Origin of the sequence: Clostridium sp. Cult3 (genome assembly GCF_021655115.1) — a bacterium.
In the GTDB taxonomy this organism is placed as follows: domain Bacteria; phylum Bacillota; class Clostridia; order Tissierellales; family Tepidimicrobiaceae; genus PPXY01.
This window is the reverse complement of sequence record NZ_PPXY01000044.1, coordinates 1-22,813: the sequence shown is the minus strand read 5'-3', so window position 1 is coordinate 22,813 and position 22,813 is coordinate 1. Positions and strand designations below refer to the sequence as shown.

The 22,813-nt window shown below is 34.5% G+C and carries 25 protein-coding genes and 2 other annotated features; of the genes, 22 read left to right on the top strand and 3 right to left on the bottom strand.

The window, feature by feature from the left end:
• Window positions 1-87: 87 nt before the first annotated feature.
• Window positions 88-579: a pyridoxamine 5'-phosphate oxidase family protein gene (locus C3E88_RS08990; RefSeq protein ID WP_236909843.1), complete on the top strand. Its 492-nt coding sequence runs from the start codon at window positions 88-90 to the stop codon at window positions 577-579.
• A gap of 41 nt (window positions 580-620) precedes the next feature.
• Here the strand turns inward: C3E88_RS08990 and C3E88_RS08985 are convergent, their stop codons facing one another.
• Window positions 621-1,517, bottom strand: a complete 897-nt coding sequence (locus tag C3E88_RS08985) for a DUF4349 domain-containing protein (protein WP_236909842.1) — start codon at window positions 1,515-1,517, stop codon at window positions 621-623.
• Between the two features lie 150 nt (window positions 1,518-1,667).
• Here C3E88_RS08985 and C3E88_RS08980 point away from each other — a divergent pair, with 150 nt between their 5' ends.
• The 7 genes from C3E88_RS08980 (at window position 1,668) to hydA (ending at window position 8,184) form a co-directional block, all read left to right on the top strand.
• Entirely contained in the window at window positions 1,668-2,123 is a 456-nt protein-coding gene (locus C3E88_RS08980; protein WP_236909841.1) for an RNA polymerase sigma factor, read from the top strand.
• A gap of 11 nt (window positions 2,124-2,134) precedes the next feature.
• On the top strand, window positions 2,135-3,337 hold the full coding sequence (locus C3E88_RS08975; protein ID WP_236909840.1) for a hypothetical protein: 1,203 nt from the start codon (window positions 2,135-2,137) through the stop codon (window positions 3,335-3,337).
• Between the two features lie 23 nt (window positions 3,338-3,360).
• Window positions 3,361-3,516, top strand: coding sequence for a hypothetical protein (locus C3E88_RS08970; RefSeq protein ID WP_236909839.1), 156 nt, complete (start codon window positions 3,361-3,363; stop codon window positions 3,514-3,516).
• A gap of 117 nt (window positions 3,517-3,633) precedes the next feature.
• The gene (locus C3E88_RS08965) at window positions 3,634-4,107 is read left to right on the top strand and encodes a methylglyoxal synthase (protein WP_236909861.1); all 474 of its coding nucleotides are present in this window, start codon (window positions 3,634-3,636) and stop codon (window positions 4,105-4,107) included.
• A 205-nt stretch (window positions 4,108-4,312) separates the two neighbouring features.
• Window positions 4,313-5,737, top strand: coding sequence for a sigma-54 interaction domain-containing protein (locus tag C3E88_RS08960; protein WP_236909838.1), 1,425 nt, complete (start codon window positions 4,313-4,315; stop codon window positions 5,735-5,737).
• Between the two features lie 237 nt (window positions 5,738-5,974).
• Window positions 5,975-6,691: an isochorismatase family protein gene (locus C3E88_RS08955; RefSeq protein WP_236909837.1), complete on the top strand. Its 717-nt coding sequence runs from the start codon at window positions 5,975-5,977 to the stop codon at window positions 6,689-6,691.
• Between the two features lie 92 nt (window positions 6,692-6,783).
• A complete protein-coding gene (gene hydA, locus C3E88_RS08950; RefSeq protein WP_236909836.1) occupies window positions 6,784-8,184 on the top strand; it encodes a dihydropyrimidinase in 1,401 nt (466 codons plus the stop codon).
• Between the two features lie 63 nt (window positions 8,185-8,247).
• On the opposite strand, the gene rpsD is transcribed toward hydA, so the two are convergent.
• The gene (rpsD, locus tag C3E88_RS08945) at window positions 8,248-8,847 is read right to left on the bottom strand and encodes a 30S ribosomal protein S4 (protein ID WP_236909860.1); all 600 of its coding nucleotides are present in this window, start codon (window positions 8,845-8,847) and stop codon (window positions 8,248-8,250) included.
• Between the two features lie 79 nt (window positions 8,848-8,926).
• Between rpsD and C3E88_RS08940 the strand changes: the two genes are divergently transcribed.
• The 14 genes from C3E88_RS08940 to trpB all read left to right on the top strand — a co-directional run bounded on the left by C3E88_RS08940 (window position 8,927) and on the right by trpB (window position 20,860).
• Window positions 8,927-9,076 carry a hypothetical protein gene (locus tag C3E88_RS08940; protein ID WP_236909835.1) on the top strand — a complete coding sequence of 50 codons (150 nt, stop codon included), beginning with the start codon at window positions 8,927-8,929 and terminating at the stop codon, window positions 9,074-9,076.
• Between the two features lies 1 nt (window position 9,077).
• Window positions 9,078-10,055: an RnfABCDGE type electron transport complex subunit D gene (locus tag C3E88_RS08935; protein ID WP_236909834.1), complete on the top strand. Its 978-nt coding sequence runs from the start codon at window positions 9,078-9,080 to the stop codon at window positions 10,053-10,055.
• Complete coding sequence (locus tag C3E88_RS08930; protein WP_236909833.1) at window positions 10,052-10,657, top strand: FMN-binding protein; 606 nt, start codon at window positions 10,052-10,054, stop codon at window positions 10,655-10,657. The genes C3E88_RS08935 and C3E88_RS08930 overlap by 4 nt, the downstream gene beginning before the upstream one ends.
• Complete coding sequence (locus C3E88_RS08925) at window positions 10,658-11,272, top strand: NADH:ubiquinone reductase (Na(+)-transporting) subunit D (RefSeq protein ID WP_236909832.1); 615 nt, start codon at window positions 10,658-10,660, stop codon at window positions 11,270-11,272. It abuts the gene before it with no gap.
• On the top strand, window positions 11,273-11,863 hold the full coding sequence (locus C3E88_RS08920) for an NADH:ubiquinone reductase (Na(+)-transporting) subunit E (protein WP_236909831.1): 591 nt from the start codon (window positions 11,273-11,275) through the stop codon (window positions 11,861-11,863).
• 12 nt (window positions 11,864-11,875) lie between these two features.
• Window positions 11,876-12,976, top strand: a complete 1,101-nt coding sequence (locus C3E88_RS08915; RefSeq protein ID WP_236909830.1) for an NADH:ubiquinone reductase (Na(+)-transporting) subunit F — start codon at window positions 11,876-11,878, stop codon at window positions 12,974-12,976.
• A 158-nt stretch (window positions 12,977-13,134) separates the two neighbouring features.
• Window positions 13,135-14,508, top strand: a complete 1,374-nt coding sequence (locus C3E88_RS08910; protein ID WP_236909829.1) for an MATE family efflux transporter — start codon at window positions 13,135-13,137, stop codon at window positions 14,506-14,508.
• A gap of 186 nt (window positions 14,509-14,694) precedes the next feature.
• Entirely contained in the window at window positions 14,695-15,534 is an 840-nt protein-coding gene (locus C3E88_RS08905; protein ID WP_236909828.1) for a CvfB family protein, read from the top strand.
• 64 nt (window positions 15,535-15,598) lie between these two features.
• Window positions 15,599-15,772: a hypothetical protein gene (locus C3E88_RS08900; protein WP_236909827.1), complete on the top strand. Its 174-nt coding sequence runs from the start codon at window positions 15,599-15,601 to the stop codon at window positions 15,770-15,772.
• Window positions 15,773-15,788: 16 nt separating this feature from the next.
• Window positions 15,789-16,241, top strand: a complete 453-nt coding sequence (locus tag C3E88_RS08895; RefSeq protein WP_236909826.1) for an NfeD family protein — start codon at window positions 15,789-15,791, stop codon at window positions 16,239-16,241.
• The gene (locus tag C3E88_RS08890; RefSeq protein WP_236909825.1) at window positions 16,223-17,146 is read left to right on the top strand and encodes an SPFH domain-containing protein; all 924 of its coding nucleotides are present in this window, start codon (window positions 16,223-16,225) and stop codon (window positions 17,144-17,146) included. The genes C3E88_RS08895 and C3E88_RS08890 overlap by 19 nt, the downstream gene beginning before the upstream one ends.
• 153 nt (window positions 17,147-17,299) lie before the next feature.
• Window positions 17,300-18,670, top strand: a complete 1,371-nt coding sequence (locus tag C3E88_RS08885; protein ID WP_236909824.1) for an MATE family efflux transporter — start codon at window positions 17,300-17,302, stop codon at window positions 18,668-18,670.
• 123 nt (window positions 18,671-18,793) lie between these two features.
• The gene (locus tag C3E88_RS08880; RefSeq protein WP_236909823.1) at window positions 18,794-19,336 is read left to right on the top strand and encodes a TDE2712 family protein; all 543 of its coding nucleotides are present in this window, start codon (window positions 18,794-18,796) and stop codon (window positions 19,334-19,336) included.
• A 56-nt stretch (window positions 19,337-19,392) separates the two neighbouring features.
• Window positions 19,393-19,636: a binding site (T-box leader), on the top strand.
• 51 nt (window positions 19,637-19,687) lie between these two features.
• On the top strand, window positions 19,688-20,860 hold the full coding sequence (gene trpB, locus C3E88_RS08875; protein WP_236909822.1) for a tryptophan synthase subunit beta: 1,173 nt from the start codon (window positions 19,688-19,690) through the stop codon (window positions 20,858-20,860).
• A 53-nt stretch (window positions 20,861-20,913) separates the two neighbouring features.
• Here the strand turns inward: trpB and C3E88_RS08870 are convergent, their stop codons facing one another.
• A complete protein-coding gene (locus tag C3E88_RS08870) occupies window positions 20,914-22,260 on the bottom strand; it encodes a sodium-dependent transporter (protein ID WP_236909821.1) in 1,347 nt (448 codons plus the stop codon).
• Window positions 22,261-22,388: 128 nt separating this feature from the next.
• Window positions 22,389-22,641, bottom strand: a binding site (T-box leader).
• Between the last annotated feature and the right edge of the window lie 172 nt (window positions 22,642-22,813).

The window sequence follows — 22,813 nt, the reverse complement described above, 5'->3', positions numbered from 1 at the left end:
CAATATTAATGGTATAGTTTTACCTAATCAATCAAATAATAAATAGTGTAGCTTTTAATATATAGGGCAGGAAGGAGCATATAATATATGAATAATAGGATGTTGCCGGAGGAATTAAGAAAGCAAATATTGGAGTTTTTACGAGAACATAAGGAAGGATCATTGGCCACTTGTCTAGGGGATATTCCTAGATCTAGTCCTGTACTGTATTTCTTAGGGGAAGATATGGACATATATATAATATCAGCAGGAGGAGAAAAATTTAAGGCCATTGCCGAAAATCCCAATGTTTGTTTACTGGTAAATACGGATTATATCAATTACAGACAGATAAAGGGAGTCCAAATATTTGGGATAGCTACTACAAGTTTAGACAATGCAAATCTATTAGAAGAGGCAAAGAAACATTATCCCGATGCCTATCAGCTGGATTATGAAAAGGATAATATAAAGATAATAAAGATAAGACCAAGGGAGATAGTATATCTAGATTCTTTAGGAGATGGAGATAGAACAAAACAAATATTAAAAAATCAAAATGTAATATTAAAAGAGGACAATAGATTGATATATCATTAAGCATAAAAGAACCCAATATTCTAAGGGTTCTTTCATCTTATCTATTCTTTTGGGGGAGATTTTCTTTTCCAAAACTTAGCCACGAAATAGGCTATTACACCGATTACTATTGCAAAGGGAAGGATATAGACTAATAGTATGATTAAGCCTTCTAAAGCCCTTTTAAAGAAATATAAGGAATCATTAAAAGCATTCTTTACTTTAGTACTAAACTTAGTTTCTACCGTATCTTGAGTAGTCAATTTTTCTACTTCTCGAATATTTATTTCTAAAGTGCTAAAATCTACTTTATCATCTATATTCATAAGATTAGTTTTTAACTGTTCTTTTTCGTATATGACTTCACTTAGCTCTTTTTCCAGTTTAATTATATCTTCAATTTTTTCTGCCTTTGATAGGAGGGCTAAAATCCTTTCCTCCTTAACTTCTAAAACCTTTAGCCTGGATTCAGTGTCCCTATACTGTTTGGTTACATCTTCCTTATTGGTACTTTCGCTGGTGATGTTTCCAACACCCTTCAGCTCTGATTTAAAATCTAGCACCTTATCCCTAGGAACTCTAATTACATAGAAAGCATTTCTATATCTTTTGTTATTACGGTATTGACCATAATCTACACTGGAATTCTCTACATATCCACCATGTTTTTTAATGGCATTATTAAGGCTCTGGCTGGATTTTTCAAACTCTGTCGTTTCAAAATCCATATATATGGTGGTGATTACCTTCTCTGGTTCTAGAGGACTTTTTTCAGCTTTTTCAAATCCCATTTCCTCATTGGTGCCTATATCTTCGCTAGCCTCTTCAGGAGCCATGTGGTCTCTATCTTCTATAGCCACATTCCTAGGTTCTGATTGTTTAGCCCCACAGCCTACAGACAAAACCAGTACGAGCATTAAAATTACAGACAATAGGAAATACCTTCTGAGTTTTCTCACAAACATCCCTCCTTAAGCCCATTATATAGGATAAATGATATAATCTATTTACAAATTAGTTACAGTATTAAGAAACTTTTTACTTTTTTTGGACAGTTTAGGCTTTTCATCCGTTATATATATGAAAGCATTAACCGAGGATGTGATTTTGTGAATATATACATGGTATACAAAAAATACAATAGGGAATTTATTGCATATGCAAAATCTATAACCAGGAATGAAGACAGAGCCCTGGATTTGGTACAGGAAGCCTATGTATCAGCTTTGGAAAGGGAAGATATATTTATAGCCATGAACGAGTATCAGATAAAGGGCTGGTTCTTTAGGGTAATTAAGAATAAAAACATAGATAATATTAGAAGGGAAAACAGGGTTTTATTATTGGAAAAAGATGAAATATTAGGGACTGTTGAAAACTTTGAGGAAGAAATAGCTATAAAGGATTTATTAGATAAATTACCAAAAAAGAATAGAGAGGTCGTAAATCTTAGGTACAATATGTTATTAAATAGTAGAGAAATTGGAGAGATATTGGGAATACCAGCATCTACCGTCAGATCTTGGTTAAGCGCTTCCATGAAGATGTTAAAAAATAATTTGTAGGAGGTATTGAAATGTCAAAGATTAGCAATATAGGTACATTAGATGTTAGGGAAATCCAGGAGGATTTGGCTAGCAATATTACCGAAATGACAAATATAGGAATATTATTGGAAAGTGAAGAATCTCAAGCACTTTTAAAGAATTGTAAAAGGGAAAACATAGGAGTTAATATTAAAGTACCACTAGATGTAAAGGTGGTAATGCAAAATGGGAAGGTGAAGCTGGACAGGGATTATTTAGAAGGCTTTTCAAATCCAATTGCTATCATTCTAAATGGAAAATTAACTGTTGGAGAAGACGTAGATAGAAGTTTAATAGATGAGAAGATATATTCCATAATTGTAAATGGGAAGGTAATATGTCCTAATAAATTAGTAGGCACTATCCAGTCCAAGGGGACGATAAATGGGAAAATTGTTGGGTACAGGGAAGGATATATGTTAATAGATGATCTTGTTGAGATTACGGATCAATTCTTAAATAGCTTAGAGTCCGATTCTAAACTGGCAGTTAATAGATTGATGGCTATAAAGGATTTTGATATGGAACTATTCAAAGAGAAAATGTCTCAAATTCAGGTGCTATCCAATATAATTGTAACGGAGGATAATGAAAAGCTACTGTCAAAGTATATAGATGATTATTATTCTCTATCCAAGAGCCTAGTTCCAGTAGGAGCTAAATATATAGATGATGACCTATATATAGATGATCATTCCATAAAAAGATTCAAAGACAGTACACTCTATGTAGATGGGGAAGTGGAAATATATTTAGAAGAGGATATAGAGCTTGATAAATATATTAAGTCCTTAACATGCGAAAATGTAATTTGTAATGATCTAATTTTAGATGAAGTTATTAAAATATTGGAAGATAAGGATATAGAAGTAGAGGTAATAAGGGGAAAATTGATCAAAAATAATGGAAATATGGTCTTATCAGGGGAGTTGGATGATTTCGATGAAGAGATAACAATACGAAATCTAGGGAAATTAGTCCTCGAAAAAAATTTGGATTATGGAAGGTTTAGTGAAAAAGTAGCATTAATAACTAATTATGGCTTAATCCTAGCACCGGAGGACAAATTAAACATTGTAAAGAACAAGGTAAAGAAAAATTTAGGAGGTATAAAATCATTGCAGGAGAAAAAAGAAGTAGTGGAGGAAGAAGAGAATATTCTATATTCCAATATGGGAGAATTGAAACTTTAATATAATGAAAAGGGGTATTTAAAATGAATGATTACAATAATACACTTTATCATGGATATGAAGCATATAAGCTGGAACATGATTTAAAAAAATACAGATGGTATAGACCGACTAATAGAGATTTGGATTTAGGAGAGTTTGAAAATATTGAATGTAAAAGGGTTAGAAGGAGGAAATAATTGGGAAGCTGCTTAGAATTTTTTCTAAGCAGCTTATATATATTATGGCACAAAGGGAAAAAATACATTATTATAATAATATAGGCGGAATATTAGATATGAGGAGGATTAAAAATGATGTATGAACAAGATTTTATTCCTATAACGATGAATAAACAAAAGCGTATAGCCCTTGTAGCCCATGATAATAGGAAGAAGGATTTGATAGAGTGGGTTAAACTAAACAAGGACAAACTTGGAGAACATTTTCTCTGCGGTACAGGCACTACTGCAACTTTAATTTCTGAGACCGTCAAATTACCAGTTCGGGCTTATAAATCTGGTCCTTTAGGAGGAGATCAACAAATAGGTGCTCGAATAGCGGAAGGAGATATAGATTTTTTGGTATTTTTCTGGGATCCTTTAGAAGCCCAGCCCCACGATCCTGATGTTAAGGCTTTACTTAGGATTGCTGTTCTATACGATATTCCCGTTGCAAACAATCAATCAACGGCAGATTTTTTACTTACCTCTCCTTTGATGGATGAAGAATATGAGAGGAAAGTCATAGACTTCTCTAAAAGAATACATAGAAAGGTTGATGAATTATAGATATATTGACAAACCTAATTGAAGATTCAATTAGGTTTGTTTTATATTAAAATACATATAAAATACATAATGTTTTACAACCCGGGGATTTTTTTGTTATAATATAGATATATCATATTGTTAAAATAATGATTATAGACGATACTAATATGAATAGAATTTAAGAAAGCTTAGACTCAAGTTAATCTACGAAGGAGGTATGAGAATGTTAGCCTCATTAGAAATTGACGAACCGGAAGATACTAGAATTAAGGACTTGCTTGTTGCTGCTTTGCAAGCTTCTTCTGATGGGATTTTGGTTTGTGATGAAAAGGGAAATATCGTATATGTAAATCATGCCTATGAATGTACTACGGGTTTAAGAAGAGATGATATAGTGGGGGAAAACCTCAAAATCCTATTGGACAAAAAACTTTTCAATGTAGCCGCTTCTCTATCGGTATTAGAAAATCAGAAACCCATATCCATTATACATCAATACTTTACTGGAAAATCTGCCCTAACTACTGCAAATCCAATTGTTGATACCTATGGCAATCTAATGGGAGTAGTATGCAATACTCGAAACATTTCTGAACTAGTAAATTTGAGGAAAGAATTAGAAGAAACTAAAGAGCTTACCCAAAAATATTCCGATGAACTACAGAAATATAGACAAGAACAACTAAAATGTGAAGGACTTATTTATAAAAGCCAGGCTATGACAGACACCCTTAAGTTTGCTTCAAAAGCTGCAAACTTTGATAGTACCGTATTGATTACTGGAGAATCGGGAACGGGAAAGGAAGTACTGGCAAAATTTATCCATCAACACAGCTTAAGGAAGGATGGTCCCTTTATTAAAGTCAACTGTTCAGCTATACCAGCAGAACTATTTGAATCAGAGTTATTTGGATATGCTCCAGGTTCCTTTACAGGAGCCTCTTCCCAAGGAAAAACTGGTATGTTTGAATTAGCTGACGGTGGGACTATTCTATTAGACGAAATAGGGGAGTTAGACTTATCTGTCCAACCTAAGCTATTAAGGGTACTTCAAGAGATGGAAGTTCATCCTGTAGGAGCTGAAAAAACTGTAAAAATAGATGTAAGGGTATTGGCAGCTACCAATGTAAATTTAGCAGAAGAGGTGAAGAAAGGTAATTTTAGAGAAGACCTTTTCTTCAGACTAAATGTATTGCCTATTAAGATTCCTCCTTTAAGGGATAGGAAGGAAGATATTCCAGAAATGGCTGATTATTTTCTAGAAAAATTAAATAAAAAGTATAAGCGAACCATAGTCCTAACTCCTGAGGTGGAGAAGATATTGACTAATTACTCTTGGCCTGGGAATGTAAGGGAGCTGGAAAACTTAATCGAATATCTATTTATAGTGAATCCTAGTGATCAGATTACCATAGAACAACTACCTTCTTGGGTATTGACAGAGCATGTAATGGAAGAGTATGCTTGTGAGACTGAGGATTGTATACCAAGGCTTAACTATATGTTAGATATGTATGAAAAAAATATAATCACTGTTGCCTTAAGAAAACATAATTCTATAAAGGAAACGGCAGAAACCTTAGACATACATCCATCTACATTGTTTAGAAAGATAAAAAAACATAATATCGATACGGATTTACTATAATAGCGGCAGTGTTGCAGAATTGCAACGGTTGGGAAAAAGTTTGCAAAGCTGTAACATTAGTAGAATACAAGACTGTAGAGATAAAGCTAATTTATCATTGCAAAATTGCAATACTATAATTAATTCAAAAAATACAACTTTGGCTAAATCCTCCCATTTAAATAGTTGGCACGGTACTTGCTTTATATAAGGGCAAGAAGTTAAATACTAAATAAAAAGTAAAAGGGAGGATTATCAATGAAAAACGAAAAGTTTGTAGACAGAGGCGGACAATATGATTTTGATACTGAATTATTAGAAAAGGCTTTTGAGGAAGCGAGAAAGATTTACAAGGAAAGAGGATTCCAAACTAGAATGGGCTATGGTAAAGCACCTGCAGTAACAACTGTAGATATGGCTAAAGCTTGGATGTCAGATGGTCATCCATTTACATGTGAAAACAACGAAGAGGTTTGTGCCAATGCTCTAAAAGTATTAGAAGCTGCAAGAAAGTCAGGAGTTCCTATTTTCCATACAACTACTGGATATTGGGGAAAAGAACAATGGGATCTTTGTAGATGGGATGAAAAAATTCCTATGCATACACTAGAAATCGATTCAGAATGGATGGAAATCGATCCAAAGTTAAAACCAAGACCAGAGGAACCAGTTATCCACAAGAAATATGCAAGTAACTTCTTTGGTACGCATCTAGCTGAAACTCTATATAAATTGGGTGTTGACACTGTAATAGTAATGGGAGCTACCTCCTGTGCATGTGTAAGACATACAGTTATGGATTCAACAGGATATGGATTCAAGACTATAGTTCCTGAAGGAACTGTAGGTGACAGAGTGCCAGGAGTTATCGCTTGGAATATGTTTGATATGGATGCTAAATTTGCTGACGTAGAACCAGTAGAAAATGTAGTTAAATACCTAGAAGGCATTGACAGTAGCGTATACAACAAGTAATCTAAAATCAATATTTATCTAGCTTAAACTTAGGGGGACACCAAATTTAAAAATATAATAGGGTGTCCCCTAAATATAAGGAGGTAAGCAGGATGAGTCTGTTAATAAAAAATGGTACCATAATTTCCGCTGTCAATGAATATAAAGCAGATATTTTGATAGAAGGCGAGAAGATCGTAGCCATAGGTAAAGGCATGGACGATAAGGCAGATGAAATAGTAGATGCTACCGGTAAATATGTATTTCCAGGAGGCGTAGATGAACACGTTCACTATAATTCCTTTAACTCTTTAGGGTATGAAACTTCCCATGCAGCTTTAGTAGGAGGTACAACTACAGTTGGAGATTTTGTCGTTCAGCCGGTAGGAGTAGGTCTAAAGGATTCTATAATAAAATATAAAAAAGAATCTCTTGATGGTATTGCAACTCCCGATTATGTGCTTCATGGAATAATCATGGATCCATCGGAAGAATCTATTGCTGACTTAGTAAATATGCCTTCAGTTGGAGTTTCTTCCGTTAAGCTATTTATGGCCTACAAAGGTATGCCATATTATGTATCAGATGAATGGATATTTAAGGCTCTTTGTAAGAGTAAAGAAGTTGGCGTTACTATTATGGTTCATGCTGAAAATGCTGATATTATTGATGTTTTAACAAAGAAACTCATAGCAGAAGGAAAAACTGAACCAAAATATTTTGGAGATTCTAGGCCAGTATTATCTGAAGCAGAAGCAACCTCCAGGGCTATTTATATGGCAAGAATGGCTGATGCCCCATTATTTGTTGTTCATGTAACTAATCAAGAAGCCGCGGAAGCTATTAGAGATGCCTATAATAATGGTTTATCTATTTATGGAGAAACCTGTACACATTATATGATGTTAAACGATGAAAATTTATCTAAACCCAATTTTGAAGGGGCAAAATATGTATGTAATCCACCACTTAGGCCACAGTCAGATGTTGATTATATGTGGGAAGCTATTAACAAGGGATGGCTAACTAGCGTTAGTTCAGATCATTGTGCTATTATGGGTGGATTTGCAGAAGGCAAAGTAAAGGGAAAAGATGATTTTAGCAAAATACCACCAGGTTCTCCAGGTGTACAGGAACGTCTATATATGCTGTGGACATATGGAGTAGAAACAGGAAGAATCTCTCGTCAAAAATTTGTAGAGGTTTGCTGTACAACACCTGCAAAAGTTTGTGGAATATATCCACAAAAAGGTGATATTATGGTGGGCTCCGATGCAGATGTAGTAGTATTTGATCCAGATTATAGAGGTGTTATTAGCAATAAAGATAGTCTCTCAGGTTCAGATTATTGCACTTACGAGGGATATGAACAAAAAGGAATTGCAGAAAAAGTATTTCTTAGAGGAAAACTAGTAGCTGAAAATGGAAAATTTGTCGGCGAACTTGGAACAGGAAAGCAAGTTATGTCAAAACCATATGCTTATTGCTATGAAAGATTCGAAGAAAAGCAATAAAGAACATATGAAAATATAAATAAATGGACATCAGGCTAAGCAAAAATCTGATGTCCATTAATATTATACAAGTCTTGAATAGTATTCCACAACTAATTGGTCATCTATTTCTATTGGTACTTCATCTCTTTCTGGAATTCTTATTAGTTTGCCGGAAAAAGTATTTTCATCCTTTTCCAAATATGGATATCTATTTGGAAAACTGGATAGGAAATTGTCTCTAAATAACTCTATATCTCTAGAACTTTTCTTTAGTGATATCTCATCTCCAACCTTTACCCTATAGGAAGGTATATCCACTTTTTGACCATTTAGTCTAATATGGCCATGAACTACCATTTGTCTTGCTTGTCTAATGGAAGATGCAAAGCCTAATCTATATACTAAATTATCAAGTCTAGACTCTAGTATTTTTATCAAAGCATACCCCGTCTGATCCTGGGACTTTTTAGCTTCCCTTACATATCCAACGAATTGCCTTTCCATCACACCATAGTAAGCTCTTAATCTTTGCTTTTCCAGCAATTGCATTCCATAATTAGATAGTTTTTTATCTGCTCTTGAAGTGCCTACCCTTGCTCTATCCATAGCTTTTGGGTGGCCACATACATTTAGTCCTAGTCTCCTACACTCCTTAAACCTAGGATTCATCATCTTTGCCAAAATTATCATCTCCATCTAAATTTATTGCCGCGATAATTTTAAGCCAATAATAATATAGCATAAAATACAGCAATTGTAAATGAGAATTATTATCATTTATAAAAACATTTATATACCTACAGGCGGTATAAAATCCATTATATCTGTTTTTTTTTCAATAAAAAGGGAATATATGAATATAGATGAAGCTTCTGAATATTTTGCAAAATCTACTGTGGAGGTGGTTTAATTTGTCTAATTTTATGAAGAAATATTTTATGCCTCAAAAGATGATGAGGACAGTAATCATTGCTTTAATTCCTTTGATTCTAGCCTCTATCTATTTTTTTGGCTGGCGTTCCTTTGTATTGCTTCTGTGGGTAAGCTTATTTGGAGTAGGAACCGAATATTTATTTGAAAAACGATATGGTAGAAAGGTTTCTGAAGCTATATTTGTTACCTGCATACTGTATGTATTAACCTTGCCAGCTAGGACACCATTGTGGGTAGCAGCTGTTGGAATCGTATTTGGAGTACTGTTTGGGAAGGCAGTATTTGGTGGCTTTGGGAAAAATGTATTTAATCCAGCATTAGTTGCTAGAGCTTTTGTATACGTATCCTTTCCTGAGCCATTAACCATCCAGTGGTCTAAAGTAGCAACAGGTTTTCCAGGAGGATTTGCTACATATATTACGGAAGGTATAGACACCATATCTCAAGCTACACCAATGCTTATGTTCCGTGATACAGGCCAGATGGAATCTCTATGGAAGCTGATAATAGGAAATGTACCAGGCTCTTTAGGGGAAACTAGCGCTATATTGATAATACTTGCTGCCATATATTTAATCTACAAAAAAGTAGCAGCTTGGCAGACCATGGCTGGGGTGTTGATAGGTTTTACTGGATTAAGTAGCATACTGTATTTAGCGGGAAATATTCAAATCCCCAATCCGCTATTTGGTATTCTATCTGGTGGTTTCCTCTTTGGAATGGTATTTATGGCTACTGATCCCATATCCTCACCTAAGACTAAAGAGGGAAAATGGATATATGGCATACTCATAGGGGTGGTTACAGTCATAATTAGAGGCTACGCTCTCTTTGCAGGCGGTATGATGTTTGCTATACTCATTGGAAATACCTTTGCTCCAATAATAGATGAAGGGGTAAGGTATGTGAAAAAATCTAAGAAGGAATCGAAGGATAAAGGAGGGGTAGTAGCATGAAAAAATCCTTTAGCTTTCCCATTATTTTTATGGTAATAATTACAGCTTTTTTTACATTTATATTAGCTTTTTTAAACTACAAGACTACTGATGTAATAGCTTATAATCAAGAAACTGATTTGAGAAGAACTATACTGTATGTTTTCGATATAGATTCTCCTTCTGATGATCCAAAAGTTATTGAAGATATCTTTAATCAGTATATCCAAGAGGAAGAATTTGAGGGACAAACTATATATGTAGTTCGGGAAGGTGGAGAAATAACAGGCTATGCCTTTCCCATAGGGGGTACGGGCCTTTGGGGAACTGTAGATGGCTATGCTGCCATATCTTCTGATTATAATAAGCTTTTAGGGCTAGACTTTGTCTCCCATAGCGAAACTCCAGGATTAGGAGGAAGAATTTCTGAAGAGCCTTTCAAACAGCAGTTTAGAGGGTTAGATTTAACCGATGCAAAGGATGGGGAATATGTAGTGTATAGACCTGCCCCTGATGGAAATATAGATGCCATAGCTGGTGCTACCCTAACATCTAAATCGGTAAGTAGATTTCTTAACGAAGATATAGACAATTTCATAAAGTTAAAAAAGGGGGAGAGATAGATGGCAAATCCAAAGAAGATCATCAAAGATGGCCTTTGGGATGACAACCCTATATTTAGGCAGGTTATAGGTATATGTTCTGCATTAGCGGTTACCAATTTGATGATGAACTCCTTGATAATGGGATTGGGTTTGATGTTTGTTACAGCTTTTTCTGAACTTACAGTATCCTTGATACGAAAATTTACTCCAAAGCATATAAGGATGATGGTTCAGGTACTTATTATATCAGTATATGTAATCATATTGGATATATTTCTCAAGGCTTATTATCCTGAAATGAGCAAAGCCTTAGGACCCTATGTAGGGTTAATAATCACTAACTGTATAATAATGGGTCGATGTGAGGCCTTTGCCCAAAATAATCCTCCATTGCCATCCTTTTTAGATGGCTTAGCATCAGGAGCAGGATATACATTTGTTCTACTCTTAGTAGCCTTCTTTAGGGAACTATTAGGTTTTGGAACTATTTTTGGATATCAGGTATTAGGAGATAGTTGGACTAATTGGACTATAATGATAATGCCACCAGGGGCTTTCTTTATATTGGCAGTTATCATATGGGTAGCTAGAAGCCTATCTCCAGAAGAGGAGAAAGAAGGGGGGACTATATAAATGATAGAGATTAATCCTTTTGTCATATTTTTTGCAGCTATTTTTACAAATAATATGATCCTTAGCAATTTTTTAGGGATGTGTTCTTTTATTGCAGTATCAAAGGAAATACCAACATCCTTAGGTTTAGGGCAGGCAGTTACTTTTGTATTGACCTTTACAACAATACTAAATTATTTAATATTTCATCATATTTTAGTTCCCTTAGGGCTAGAATATTTACGATTTATAGTGTTTATAGTGAGCATTGCAGCCTTTGTCCAACTACTAGAGATGATAGTAGAAAGATATTTTCCCAATTTATACTATGCTCTAGGTATATTTTTGCCTTTAATTACGGTAAATTGTGCTATATTAGGAGTATCCCTATTTATGGTGATTAGAGAATATACTTTCCTTCAATCCCTTGGATTTGGGATAGGTTCAGGAATTGGATGGACCTTGGCCATAGTGGCTATGGCTGGTATTAGGCAGAGGTTAAGGGAAGACAGTATCCCCAAAGGATTACAAGGACCAGGGATAACTTTGATCATAACTGGCTTGATGGCTTTGGCTTTCATAGGCTTTTCTGGCATAGTACAGATTCAATAGGAGGGATAATATATGGAAAGTATAATTATAACAACAGCGGTAGTAACAGCCTTTAGTGGTATATTAGCCTTCCTTCTCACCTTGGCCGATCGGACCATAGGTAATTATGGTGAGATGAAATTGACCATAAATGATGATAAGGAATATATAGTAGAAGGGGGGGACTCCCTACTGGCTACTTTAATAAGCCAAGAGATATTTATCCCTTCCGCCTGTGGAGGTAAGGGAACTTGTGGATACTGTAAGGTTAAGGTGCTAGATGGGGGAGGACCAGTGCTTCCTACGGAATTGCCTTGGCTTACAGAGGAAGAACTAGAAGAAAATATAAGACTTTCTTGCCAGTGCAAGGTAAAGGAGGACATAAGGATAGAAATTCCCGAGGATTTATTTAATGTAAGGCAATATGAAGCCACAGTAGAATCCATTGAGGATATGACTCCTACTATAAAGAAATTGCGATTGAGGTTTAAAGAAGGAGAAGAGATGAACTTTAAACCAGGTCAGTATATTCAACTTAAAGCTCCTATATATGAAGGCAATGATGAAGAAGTATATAGAGCTTACTCCATAGCATCTCCACCTTCACACAAAGACTATATAGATCTGATAATCGGCTATGTACCTGGAGGAATATGCACTACCTATGTTCATAAATTCCTTAAGGAAGGGGATACAGTGGAGATCAATGGTCCTTACGGAGATTTTTATTACCGAGATGAATATGATAACGATATGATATTGGTAGCCGTAGGAACTGGTATGGCTCCTATCCTATCCATACTGTATCACATGAGGGATAATGATATAAATAGAAAGGCCAAGTTTTATTTTGGGGCCAGAACACCAGAGGATCTATTCCTACTAGATGTAATGGAAGATTTCGAAAAAAACCTATACGATTTTGAATTTATACCTACTCTATCTAGAGCATTAGATGAGCACAATTGGACCGGAGAACGGGGAAGGGTAAATGTAGTGTTAGACAAACATATTAAAGCCCCTGAAGACAAAGAAGCCTATCTATGTGGAAGCCCAGGGATGATAGATTCAGTAGTAGGAGTATTAAGAGAAAAGGGCATATTAGAAGAGCAAATATACTACGACAAATTTTAAATATAAATACAATAACTATCTTTTTTGGTGCCAGGCACCGAAAAAGATAGTTATTTGCCTATTTTTGGGCAGTTTTATATTTCCTTTTTCTATTCCAATTATTAAAATTGATGATATAATATGCTTAGAGACTCTAAATAATAAGTGAAGGTGATTAAATGAAAAGACGAAACAAAAAAGATATGATTCTTAATGGGAATATGTATAGTACATTGATTTTGCTGTCTATACCCATCATGATTAACAATTTAATTCAAACTCTATATAATCTGGCAGATGGAATTTGGGTAAGTAAATTGGGCTCGGTACAATTTGCTGCTACATCTTTTGTTTGGCCGGTAAATTTTTTGTTTATTTCCATAGGTTTTGGTCTATCCATCGCAGGTACCTCTATATTATCCCAACTATTAGGGGGAGATAAATATAAGGAGGCAAATGAGTATGCCGAACAGATAATAGTCATATCCATGATAACCTCCATTGTATTTGCAATTGTAGGATACATAGTAAGTCCATTTGTAATAAAGCTTATGGGAGCAACAGGAGACTTGGCTAAATATAGCAACATATATTTAAGGATAACTTTCTTGGATATGCCCTTTATGTTTTTATTTTTCAATTTTAATTCTATTATGACTGCCCAAGGAAATACATTGACTCCTACCATATTAAGTGGGATCAGTGCATTGCTCAATGTAGTACTGGATCCTATATTTATATTTACATTGGATATGGGTATAGCAGGGGCTGCTGTTGCTACCTTATTATCAAGGATTGTGCTAGCTGTGGCAGGAATATTGGTGTTATTCCGCTCCGAAACTTTGATAAGGCCAAATTTTAAAAGCTTTAAATTTAACAAAGACAGGATTAGTAAAATCATTAATGTAGCATTACCATCATCTGTTGGCCAATCAGGATCGGCCTTAGGCTTTATGGTACTTAATGGTTTCATAGCCTCTTATGGTACATCTACTATGGCGGCCTATGGAATGGTAAATAGGATAACCTCCTTGGTAATGCAACCAGCTTCTGGTATCGGAGCAGCCTTAACATCCATAGTAGGGCAAAACATAGGAGCCAATCAGATGGATAGGGTAAAGGAAGCCTTTAGAAAAGCTTTAATCTTTACGGTTACTTTGGGAACCATTGGTTGTATGCTTATGTTGTGGAAAGATAAGGGGATTATCAATTTTTTCATGCGTTCCAAGGACGATATGGAGGTTATAAATCAGGGAATTGAATACTTAAGATATAGTGCTCTATTTACCCCGTTAATGGGTATATTTAGTGTACTTCAAGGTCTATTTCAGGGTTCAGGCCATACTAAATATTCCATGTCCATGGAGATAGGAAGGCTTTGGTTTGTGAGACTTCCTATGATCCTTATATTTAAACATTTTACCAATATTGGACCTACCGGGATATGGATTTCCATGAGTATTAGTAATTTAATAGTATGTATATATGGATATTTAATCTATAGAAGGGATACTTGGCAACAAAAAGTAGTGGATATGGAAACTACTATATAAATACCTAATCAAAATGATAAACCCCTCTTTAATACTTTATTAAATAGGGGTTTTATTAGATATAATATATATGATTAAACTATACTGAATTCTCAAACTTTTTATATCTACATAAATAGGGGAAGCTTTTGCATACTAAATATGATAGAATTTTATATAGAGTTAATTATAAGAAGAGGTGTATTTATGATAGAATTAGGCAAAATGCAAACTTTAGAAGTAAAAAGAAGTACTTCAGTAGGAGTGTTTTTAAATACCAAAGATAGTAGGAGAGAAGATAAAGATGTACTACTACCTAAAAAAGAAGTGCCAAAGGGAACTAAAGTAGGGGATGAAATAGAGGTATTCATCTATAGGGATTTTAAAGATAGAATGATTGCCACTACTAAAAAGCCAAAGGTGACATTAGGAAATGTAGGGCTTTTAAAAGTAGTAGATATAACCAAAATAGGTGCTTTTTTAGATTGGGGACTAGAGAAGGATTTGTTTTTACCCTTTAAAGAGCAGACTATGAAATTGGAGAAGGGTAGAGAATATCTAATAGGACTGTATATAGATAAGAGCGATAGGCTATGTGGAACTATGAAAATAAAGGATTTTTTAGAAAGTGATTCTCCTTATAAGGAAGATGATTGGGTAAAAGGTACTATATACAGCATAAACGATGAGTTTGGTGCTTTTGTGGCAGTAGACAACAAGTATGAAGGGTTGATACCCAAAAGGGAACTAATAGGTGTATATACCCCTGGTGAAGTAGTAGACCTAAGGGTTATCAATGTAAAAGAAGATGGAAAATTAGATCTTAGCTTAAGGGATAAACTATATATAGAAATCGAAGTAGATGCAGAGACTATCCTAAACAAGGCAGAAGAAAATGGCGGAGTACTATATTTAAACGATGATAGTAGTCCAAAAACAATACGTAAAGAGTTAAATATGAGCAAAGCTGCCTTTAAAAGAGCTTTAGGAAGGCTATTGAAAGAGAGAAAGATAGAGTTTATTGAAAACGGAATAAAACTAAAATAATTAGGAAACTTTGCTCCTTTAAGAAATATACTAGTTATAACGAATTTTTTAAAGGAGTGATGGTATGAAACATGTTTCTATGGTGGATCATTATGATGGTTCCAGTCTTGAGGACAAGGTAAATGAGTGGATCTTGGAAAATGAGGAAAATATACTAGAGATAATCGACATAGAGTATACTCAGCATGGGAATGTATATTTGGCTATAATCACCTATGAAGAAAGGGATGAACAATAGAAGATAATAGGGGGTGATGTTTATTGTTTGGATGATAATATTTGCAGCGACTTTTATTATTGAAATGTTCACTGTAAGTCTTGTAAGTATATGGTTTTCCGTTGGTGCATTAGTAGCAATACTTTTGGAATATAGTGGATTGATGTTTTCTACTCAGATAATTGGATTTATAATTACATCTGGTTTAACCTTCTTAGTATTCAGGCCAGCTTTAATGAAACATATAAAAACCCCTAAGATAAGGACCAATATAGATAGTATTATTGGCAAAACAGGGGAGGTTGTCAAGGATATAACACCTTTATCCTATGGTCAGGTAAAGGTTAGTGGCCAAATTTGGACTGCTAAATCTTTGGATGATCGGGATATTAAAAGTGGAACTTTAGTAGAGGTTGTTCAAATTGAAGGTGTTAAACTTATAGTTAAGAAAATGAAAGGGGGAAATGTTCAATGTTCTGGTTCTTCTTAGTAATCTTTGTAATAATCCTTATAGGAATAGTAGTAAATATTAGGGTGGTACCCCAGGCTACAGCTTTTGTCATAGAGAGACTAGGGGCTTATAAAACTACTTGGGATGTAGGCTTACATGTTAAGACACCCTTCATTGAGAGGATAGTCTGCCAGGTAAGTTTAAAAGAGCAGGTAGTAGATTTTCCGCCTCAGCCGGTTATTACTAAGGATAATGTAACTATGCAGATAGACACGGTAGTATACTTTAGTATTACTGATCCTAAACTGTACACCTATGGAGTAAACAATCCCTTAATGGCCATAGAAAATTTAACTGCCACTACTCTTAGGAATATAATAGGTGACTTGGAATTAGATGAAACCTTAACATCAAGGGATGTAATCAATACGGAATTGAGATCTGTATTAGACGAAGCAACAGACCCTTGGGGAATTAGAATTAGTAGGGTAGAATTAAAGAACATAATTCCTCCAGCAGAAATACAAGATGCCATGGAAAAGCAGATGAAGGCAGAAAGGGAAAGACGTGAAAAGATCCTTAGGGCAGAAGGTGAAAAAACGTCAGCAGTTCTTATAGCGGAAGGAAACAAGGAGGCATCTATATTAAATGCAGAAGCAGAAAAAGAAGCAGCCATATTGAGAGCAGAGGCCAAAAAGGAAGCAGCTATTAGGGAAGCAGAAGGTCAAGCTCAGGCTATATTAAAGGTACAAGAAGCTACAGCTGAAGGCCTTAGGATGCTTAAAAATGCAGAAGTAGATGACAAAGTAGTATCCTTGAAGAGCTTAGAGGCCTTTACTAAAGTAGCAGATGGTAAGGCAACTAAGATCATCATACCTAGCGAGATACAAAACATGGCAGGATTAATCACATCCATAAAGGAAATTGCCGATGATGATGATTAGATAATCATAAAAAAACTACATTTGGAATTCCAAATGTAGCTTTTTTATGATTAAAATTATAAAATAAAATATTTCGAGTATCTAAGGACTTTATTATTTAATCTATTGATGATATAATATTCAAGACTAATATATAATTAAGGTGGGATGTCCATGAAAAAACAGGATAGAAAAGAATTAATTTTAAATGGGAACATGTACAAGGTAATCATTACATTGTCACTACCTATTATGCTAAATAATTTCATTCAAACTCTATACAATCTTGCTGATGCCATGTGGGTTAGTAAGCTAGGCTCTGTTCAATTTGCCGCCACTTCCTTTGTATGGCCAGTAATTTTTTTATTTATTTCTTTGGGAATAGGTATTTCCGTTGCAGGAACATCTATATTATCCCAATTAGTAGGGGCGTCGGAGTATGAGGAGGCTAATAAATACGCATCTCAGCTTATGGCTATATCCATGGTTTTTTCAATAATCTTTGCATTATTGGGCTACTTTTTAAGTCCATATATTGTAGGATGGATGGGTGGTACTGGAGATTTAGCTAAATATAGCAATATATATTTGAGGATTAGCTTTTTAGGATTTCCCTTTGTATTCTTGTTTTTTAACTTTAACTCCATCATGAATGCCCAAGGAAACACCTTGGCTCCAACTATTTTAAGTGCCATTTCCGCTATAGTAAATGTAATACTAGATCCTATTTTCATATTTACCCTAGATATGGGAGTAGCAGGAGCTGCCATTGCAACGGTTTTATCTCAGGCCTTATTAGTATTTGCAGGAATATACATACTTAAAAATCACTCCCCCATGATCAAATTGGAGTTTAAAGGCTTTAAATTTGACAAGATAATGCTAAAAAAGATAGTAGAAATAGGGTTTCCGGCTACTATAGGTCAATCAGGCGCTGCCCTAGGTTTTACGGTGTTAAATAGTTTTATTGCCTCTTATGGTACGTCTACTTTAGCAGCATTTGCAATGGTTAATAGAGTAACTTCATTGGTAATGCAACCTCCCATGGGTATTGGAGCAGCTTTAACTTCTATAGTTGGTCAAAATATAGGTGCAAATCAGTTTGATAGGGTAATGGAAGCTTTTAAAAAATCTACCATAATAGTATTGTCTATTTCCATAGTTGGCACAGGATTTTTGATTTGGAAAGATAAGAGTATTATAGATTTTTTCATGCGATCAAAGGATGATATGGAAGTAATAAACCAAGGAATTACTTATCTTAGATATATTTCTGTATCCATGCCTTTCATGGGAATGTTCAGTATATTTCAAGGATTATTCCAAGGCTCAGGCCATACAAAATACTCTATGGCAATGGCAATAGGCCGTCTTTGGTTTATTAGAATACCTATGATATTAGTATTTAAACATTTAATGGGGATCGGACCAGAAGGAATATGGTTTTCCATGAGTTTTAGCAATTTTTTAATATGTGTCTATGGATATACAGTATATAGGAGAGGTAAATGGAAGACAAAGGTCATAAGAGGAGAATACCAATAGATATATAATAAATATCTATGATATTTTCATAGGTATTTATTTTGTTAATAGGTAGAAAATAAAACTATACTAGGTGTATAATAGTAGAAGAATTAACAATATAAATATACGAGGAGTGTTAGTATGATAAAAAGAATTAAAATCAATTTAGACGTAGTAGAAGCAATGCTATACTATTGGCAAGCTACCAGCGAAAAAGAAAAGGTAGGGGAGTCTTATATACTTAGCATAGGGGATTTTCCAGAAATGGAATACCTATATGGTGAAGGATTTGACAAGGAATCCGTAAGAAAAGTTCTTAGTGCTATTTCCAATAGGGAAGTACTAAATAGTGAAAGTAAAAAGGATAGAAAGTATTGGAATAACAATATGTGGATGTTAGAGGATTTAGAATTCACCAATATGATGGTTACTCCCCTTAAGACATTAAACCTAAACAATCTAATGGATAAGTTAAATGGTATAAATGAAGCTTTTGAATACGAACAGATAGAGGTAATATTTGTTCCTGGTCATTTAGATGAATATGTTATAGATGAAAACAAACTTGTAGTCAACTTCTTTAGAGTGATGCCAGACCTATATGAAGAAGGAAAGGTAACCATAGCAGGTAAGGACTTGAAGGATTATTTAGAAGAAAAGTTAGTAGAATTGGTTAGCAAGTAGTCCTTGCAAATAGGATAGTATTAATATATAATTGAGTTTAAATAATTATATTGGATTTAAATTCTATGCTAGGGAGTAGTAGTTAAAATCGATTATCTACAGAGAGCTAGGGCCGGTGAGAGCCTAGCGATATAGATATTAACGAATGGACCCTATAGAAGCAGTGGGAAAATCCTGTGATGAGTATCACTAGCCGGAAGCCAACCGTTATCTATGGACAGGACATGTTAGTGTCCCATTAAGAGTGATGCTTTTGTGCATAATTTAGGTGGTACCGTGAATTATACCTTCGCCCTAAAATTTTAGGGTGAAGGTATTTTTATTATATAAAATTATAGGAGGGAAAAGAATATGAAAAAGTTTAATGGTTATTTTGGAGAATATGGTGGTGCTTATGTACCAGAAAATCTAAAGGAAGTGTTAAAAGAGTTAGAAGAGAACTTCTATCAGTATATTGATGATGAGGATTTCCAACAGGAGCTAAACTATTATTATAAAGACTATGTAGGTAGGGAAAGTCCATTATACTATGCCCAAGGATTGACTAAATATGTTGGTGGCGCCAAAATATATTTAAAACGCGAGGATATTAATCATACTGGAGCCCACAAAATAAACAACGCATTAGGACAAGCGTTATTAGCTAGAAGGATGGGTAAAAACAGGATAATAGCAGAAACTGGAGCAGGACAACATGGAGTAGCTACTGCCACGGTATGTGCATTGTTTGGGATGGACTGTACTGTATACATGGGGGCTGTAGATGTAAAAAGACAAGAGCATAATGTATTTAGAATGGAATTATTAGGAGCTAATGTAGTCCCAGTAAAAGAAGGTAATGCCACATTGAAAGATGCTGTTGATAAGGCATTGGAGGACTTTATATCAAATGCTCAGGATACGTTTTATCTATTAGGCTCTGCTGTTGGACCTCATCCTTATCCACTTATGGTAAGGGAGTTTCAAAGTATAATAGGCAAAGAAGCTAGAATGCAGATGTTAGAAGCGGAAGATAGGCTTCCAGATTACCTAATTGCATGTGTAGGGGGAGGGAGCAACGCTATAGGTTTATTTCATCCTTTTGCTGATGATGAAGAAGTAAATTTTATAGGAGTTGAACCAGCAGGAAAGGGGATCCATTCAGATTGCCATGCTGCTTCTATTTCCAAAGGAAAACCTGGGTTAATTCATGGATTCAAATGCTATATATTAGACGATATGAAAACTAATATCCATTCCATAGCTGCAGGATTAGATTATCCTGGCATAGGACCAGAGCATAGTTATTATAAGGATATAGGAAGGGCAGAGTATGTGTCTATTAGCGACGAGGAGGCTTTAGATGCCTTTTACAAACTATCTAAATTAGAGGGAATAATACCTGCTTTGGAAAGTGCCCATGGAGTAGCTTATGGTATGAAATTAGCATCTACTTTGCCCAAAGATAAAATTATCATAATAAATTTGTCAGGAAGGGGAGATAAGGATATTAACCAGATAATAGATATGGGAAAAAGCTTCTGAAGAGAAAAATAGATAGCATCTACTAGGGATATATAAGTAGATGCTTTTTATTTTTAGAAACTAATAATATTAGTTGAATATAGTAGTATTATAAATATGGCAATTGGGGCTATATATTTAATTAGAATATTATATAGCCTATATCCACCAAAGGAATACATGCCATCGCTAGATATTTCCTTAAAGGCATTCTTACTACCCCATACCCATCCGACAAAGATACAGGTGAGTATACCTCCTACAGGTAAGAATATATAGGATGCTATATAATCAAATAGATCAAATAAATTTAGACCAAATACTTTTACGCTGCTCCAAGCCCCAAAGGACAATGTACTAGGTACTGATAGTATGAATAGTCCTATAGAGATCAACAGGGTAGCCTTTTTCCTATTTAGATTTAACTCCTCTGTTAAGGAGGCTACAGAAACCTCTAATAAAGAAATAGTTGAGGTTATGGCTGCAATACCTATGAGTAAGAAGAACAATGTTTCAAAAAATGAACCAAGGGGCATTTCTTGAAAAACAGCTGGTAATGTAATAAATATAAGGGAAGGACCAGCTCCTGGTTCAAAGCCATAGGCAAATACAGCAGGAAATATAACCATTCCAGCCATAAGGGCAACTATTGTATCTGCTGCTATTATTTTTAATGATAAATTGACTAAATTTTCTTCCTTTTTTATATAACTGCCATAGGTGAGAATTATCCCCATACCTAAGCTTAAAGAATAAAAAGAGTGGCCTAAAGCTTCCAATATAGATTCCGTAGTCAATTGAGAAAAATCCGGCTTAAAAAGGAAATCTAATCCTTCTTTTGCACCATCTAGGGTTACAGATCTAAAAATTAATATGACCAATGTAAAAAACAATATAGGCATCAATATTTTGCTGTATTTTTCTATTCCATCTTGAATACCAGATATTACTACAAAAGCAGTTATACATATGACTAAAATATTAAAAAATAGTACTACAGGTGTATTGCCTGCAAGATTCTCAAAGTATAAGGTTAAATTTTCTGGAGGTACAGCCATTAATTTTCCCGTTATGGAACTAAAGAAATATGAAAATACCCATCCAGCTATCATAGAATAGAAGGATAATATTATAAAGGAGGTAGCTATAGCAAGAACCCCTGTATAATGCCATTTTCCTGAAGGACTTATGGCTTTAAATGCTCCAGAAGGATTTCGTTGTGCTCTTCTGCCTAAAGATAATTCTGAAACCATAACAACGGTACCAACTAGAATAATACATATTAAATAAACTAAAATAAATGCAGCCCCTCCATTTTGACCAACAATATAAGGAAACTTCCAAATGTTACCTAACCCAATAGCTGAACCAGCAGCAGCAGCTATTACTCCAAATTTTGAACTGAAATTTTCTCTTTTCATAAAACAGATCTCCTTTCATGATGATATGCAGAATATTTTGATATATCTGGTTATTAAACTTGCGTTCTCACCCCCTCTGATGTAATTAATAAAAAAAACTTTCGTCTCTATGAACACCTATAGATATTCATAGGGACGAAAGTTTTTCGTGGTACCACCCTATTTTACGATTAAAAAATCGCCTTTAATCAGGTCGAAGTAAATACATAATTACTTGAACCCTATCCATATATGGGTGGAAACCCTCCTCATTTACTAAACATACTTTCAAATCGGAAGCTAAGGAGTGATCATTATATACATTTCTAACGCTAAATCTCACCAATTATTAGCTCTCTGTAGATAGAATTTATGTATTTTTATCTCCCTCATTGCCTTAAAGTATTAAGTTAATAAGCATTTCATATATATTACTACTAAGATAATAATTTGTCAATAGTATTTAACAAAAAAGTATTATTATTCTATGATAATGTCATATTAAATTCATTCTGATAAAATGTCATATATGAGAGAGGAGATATTTAATATGACTCAAAAAGAAATAACTAGA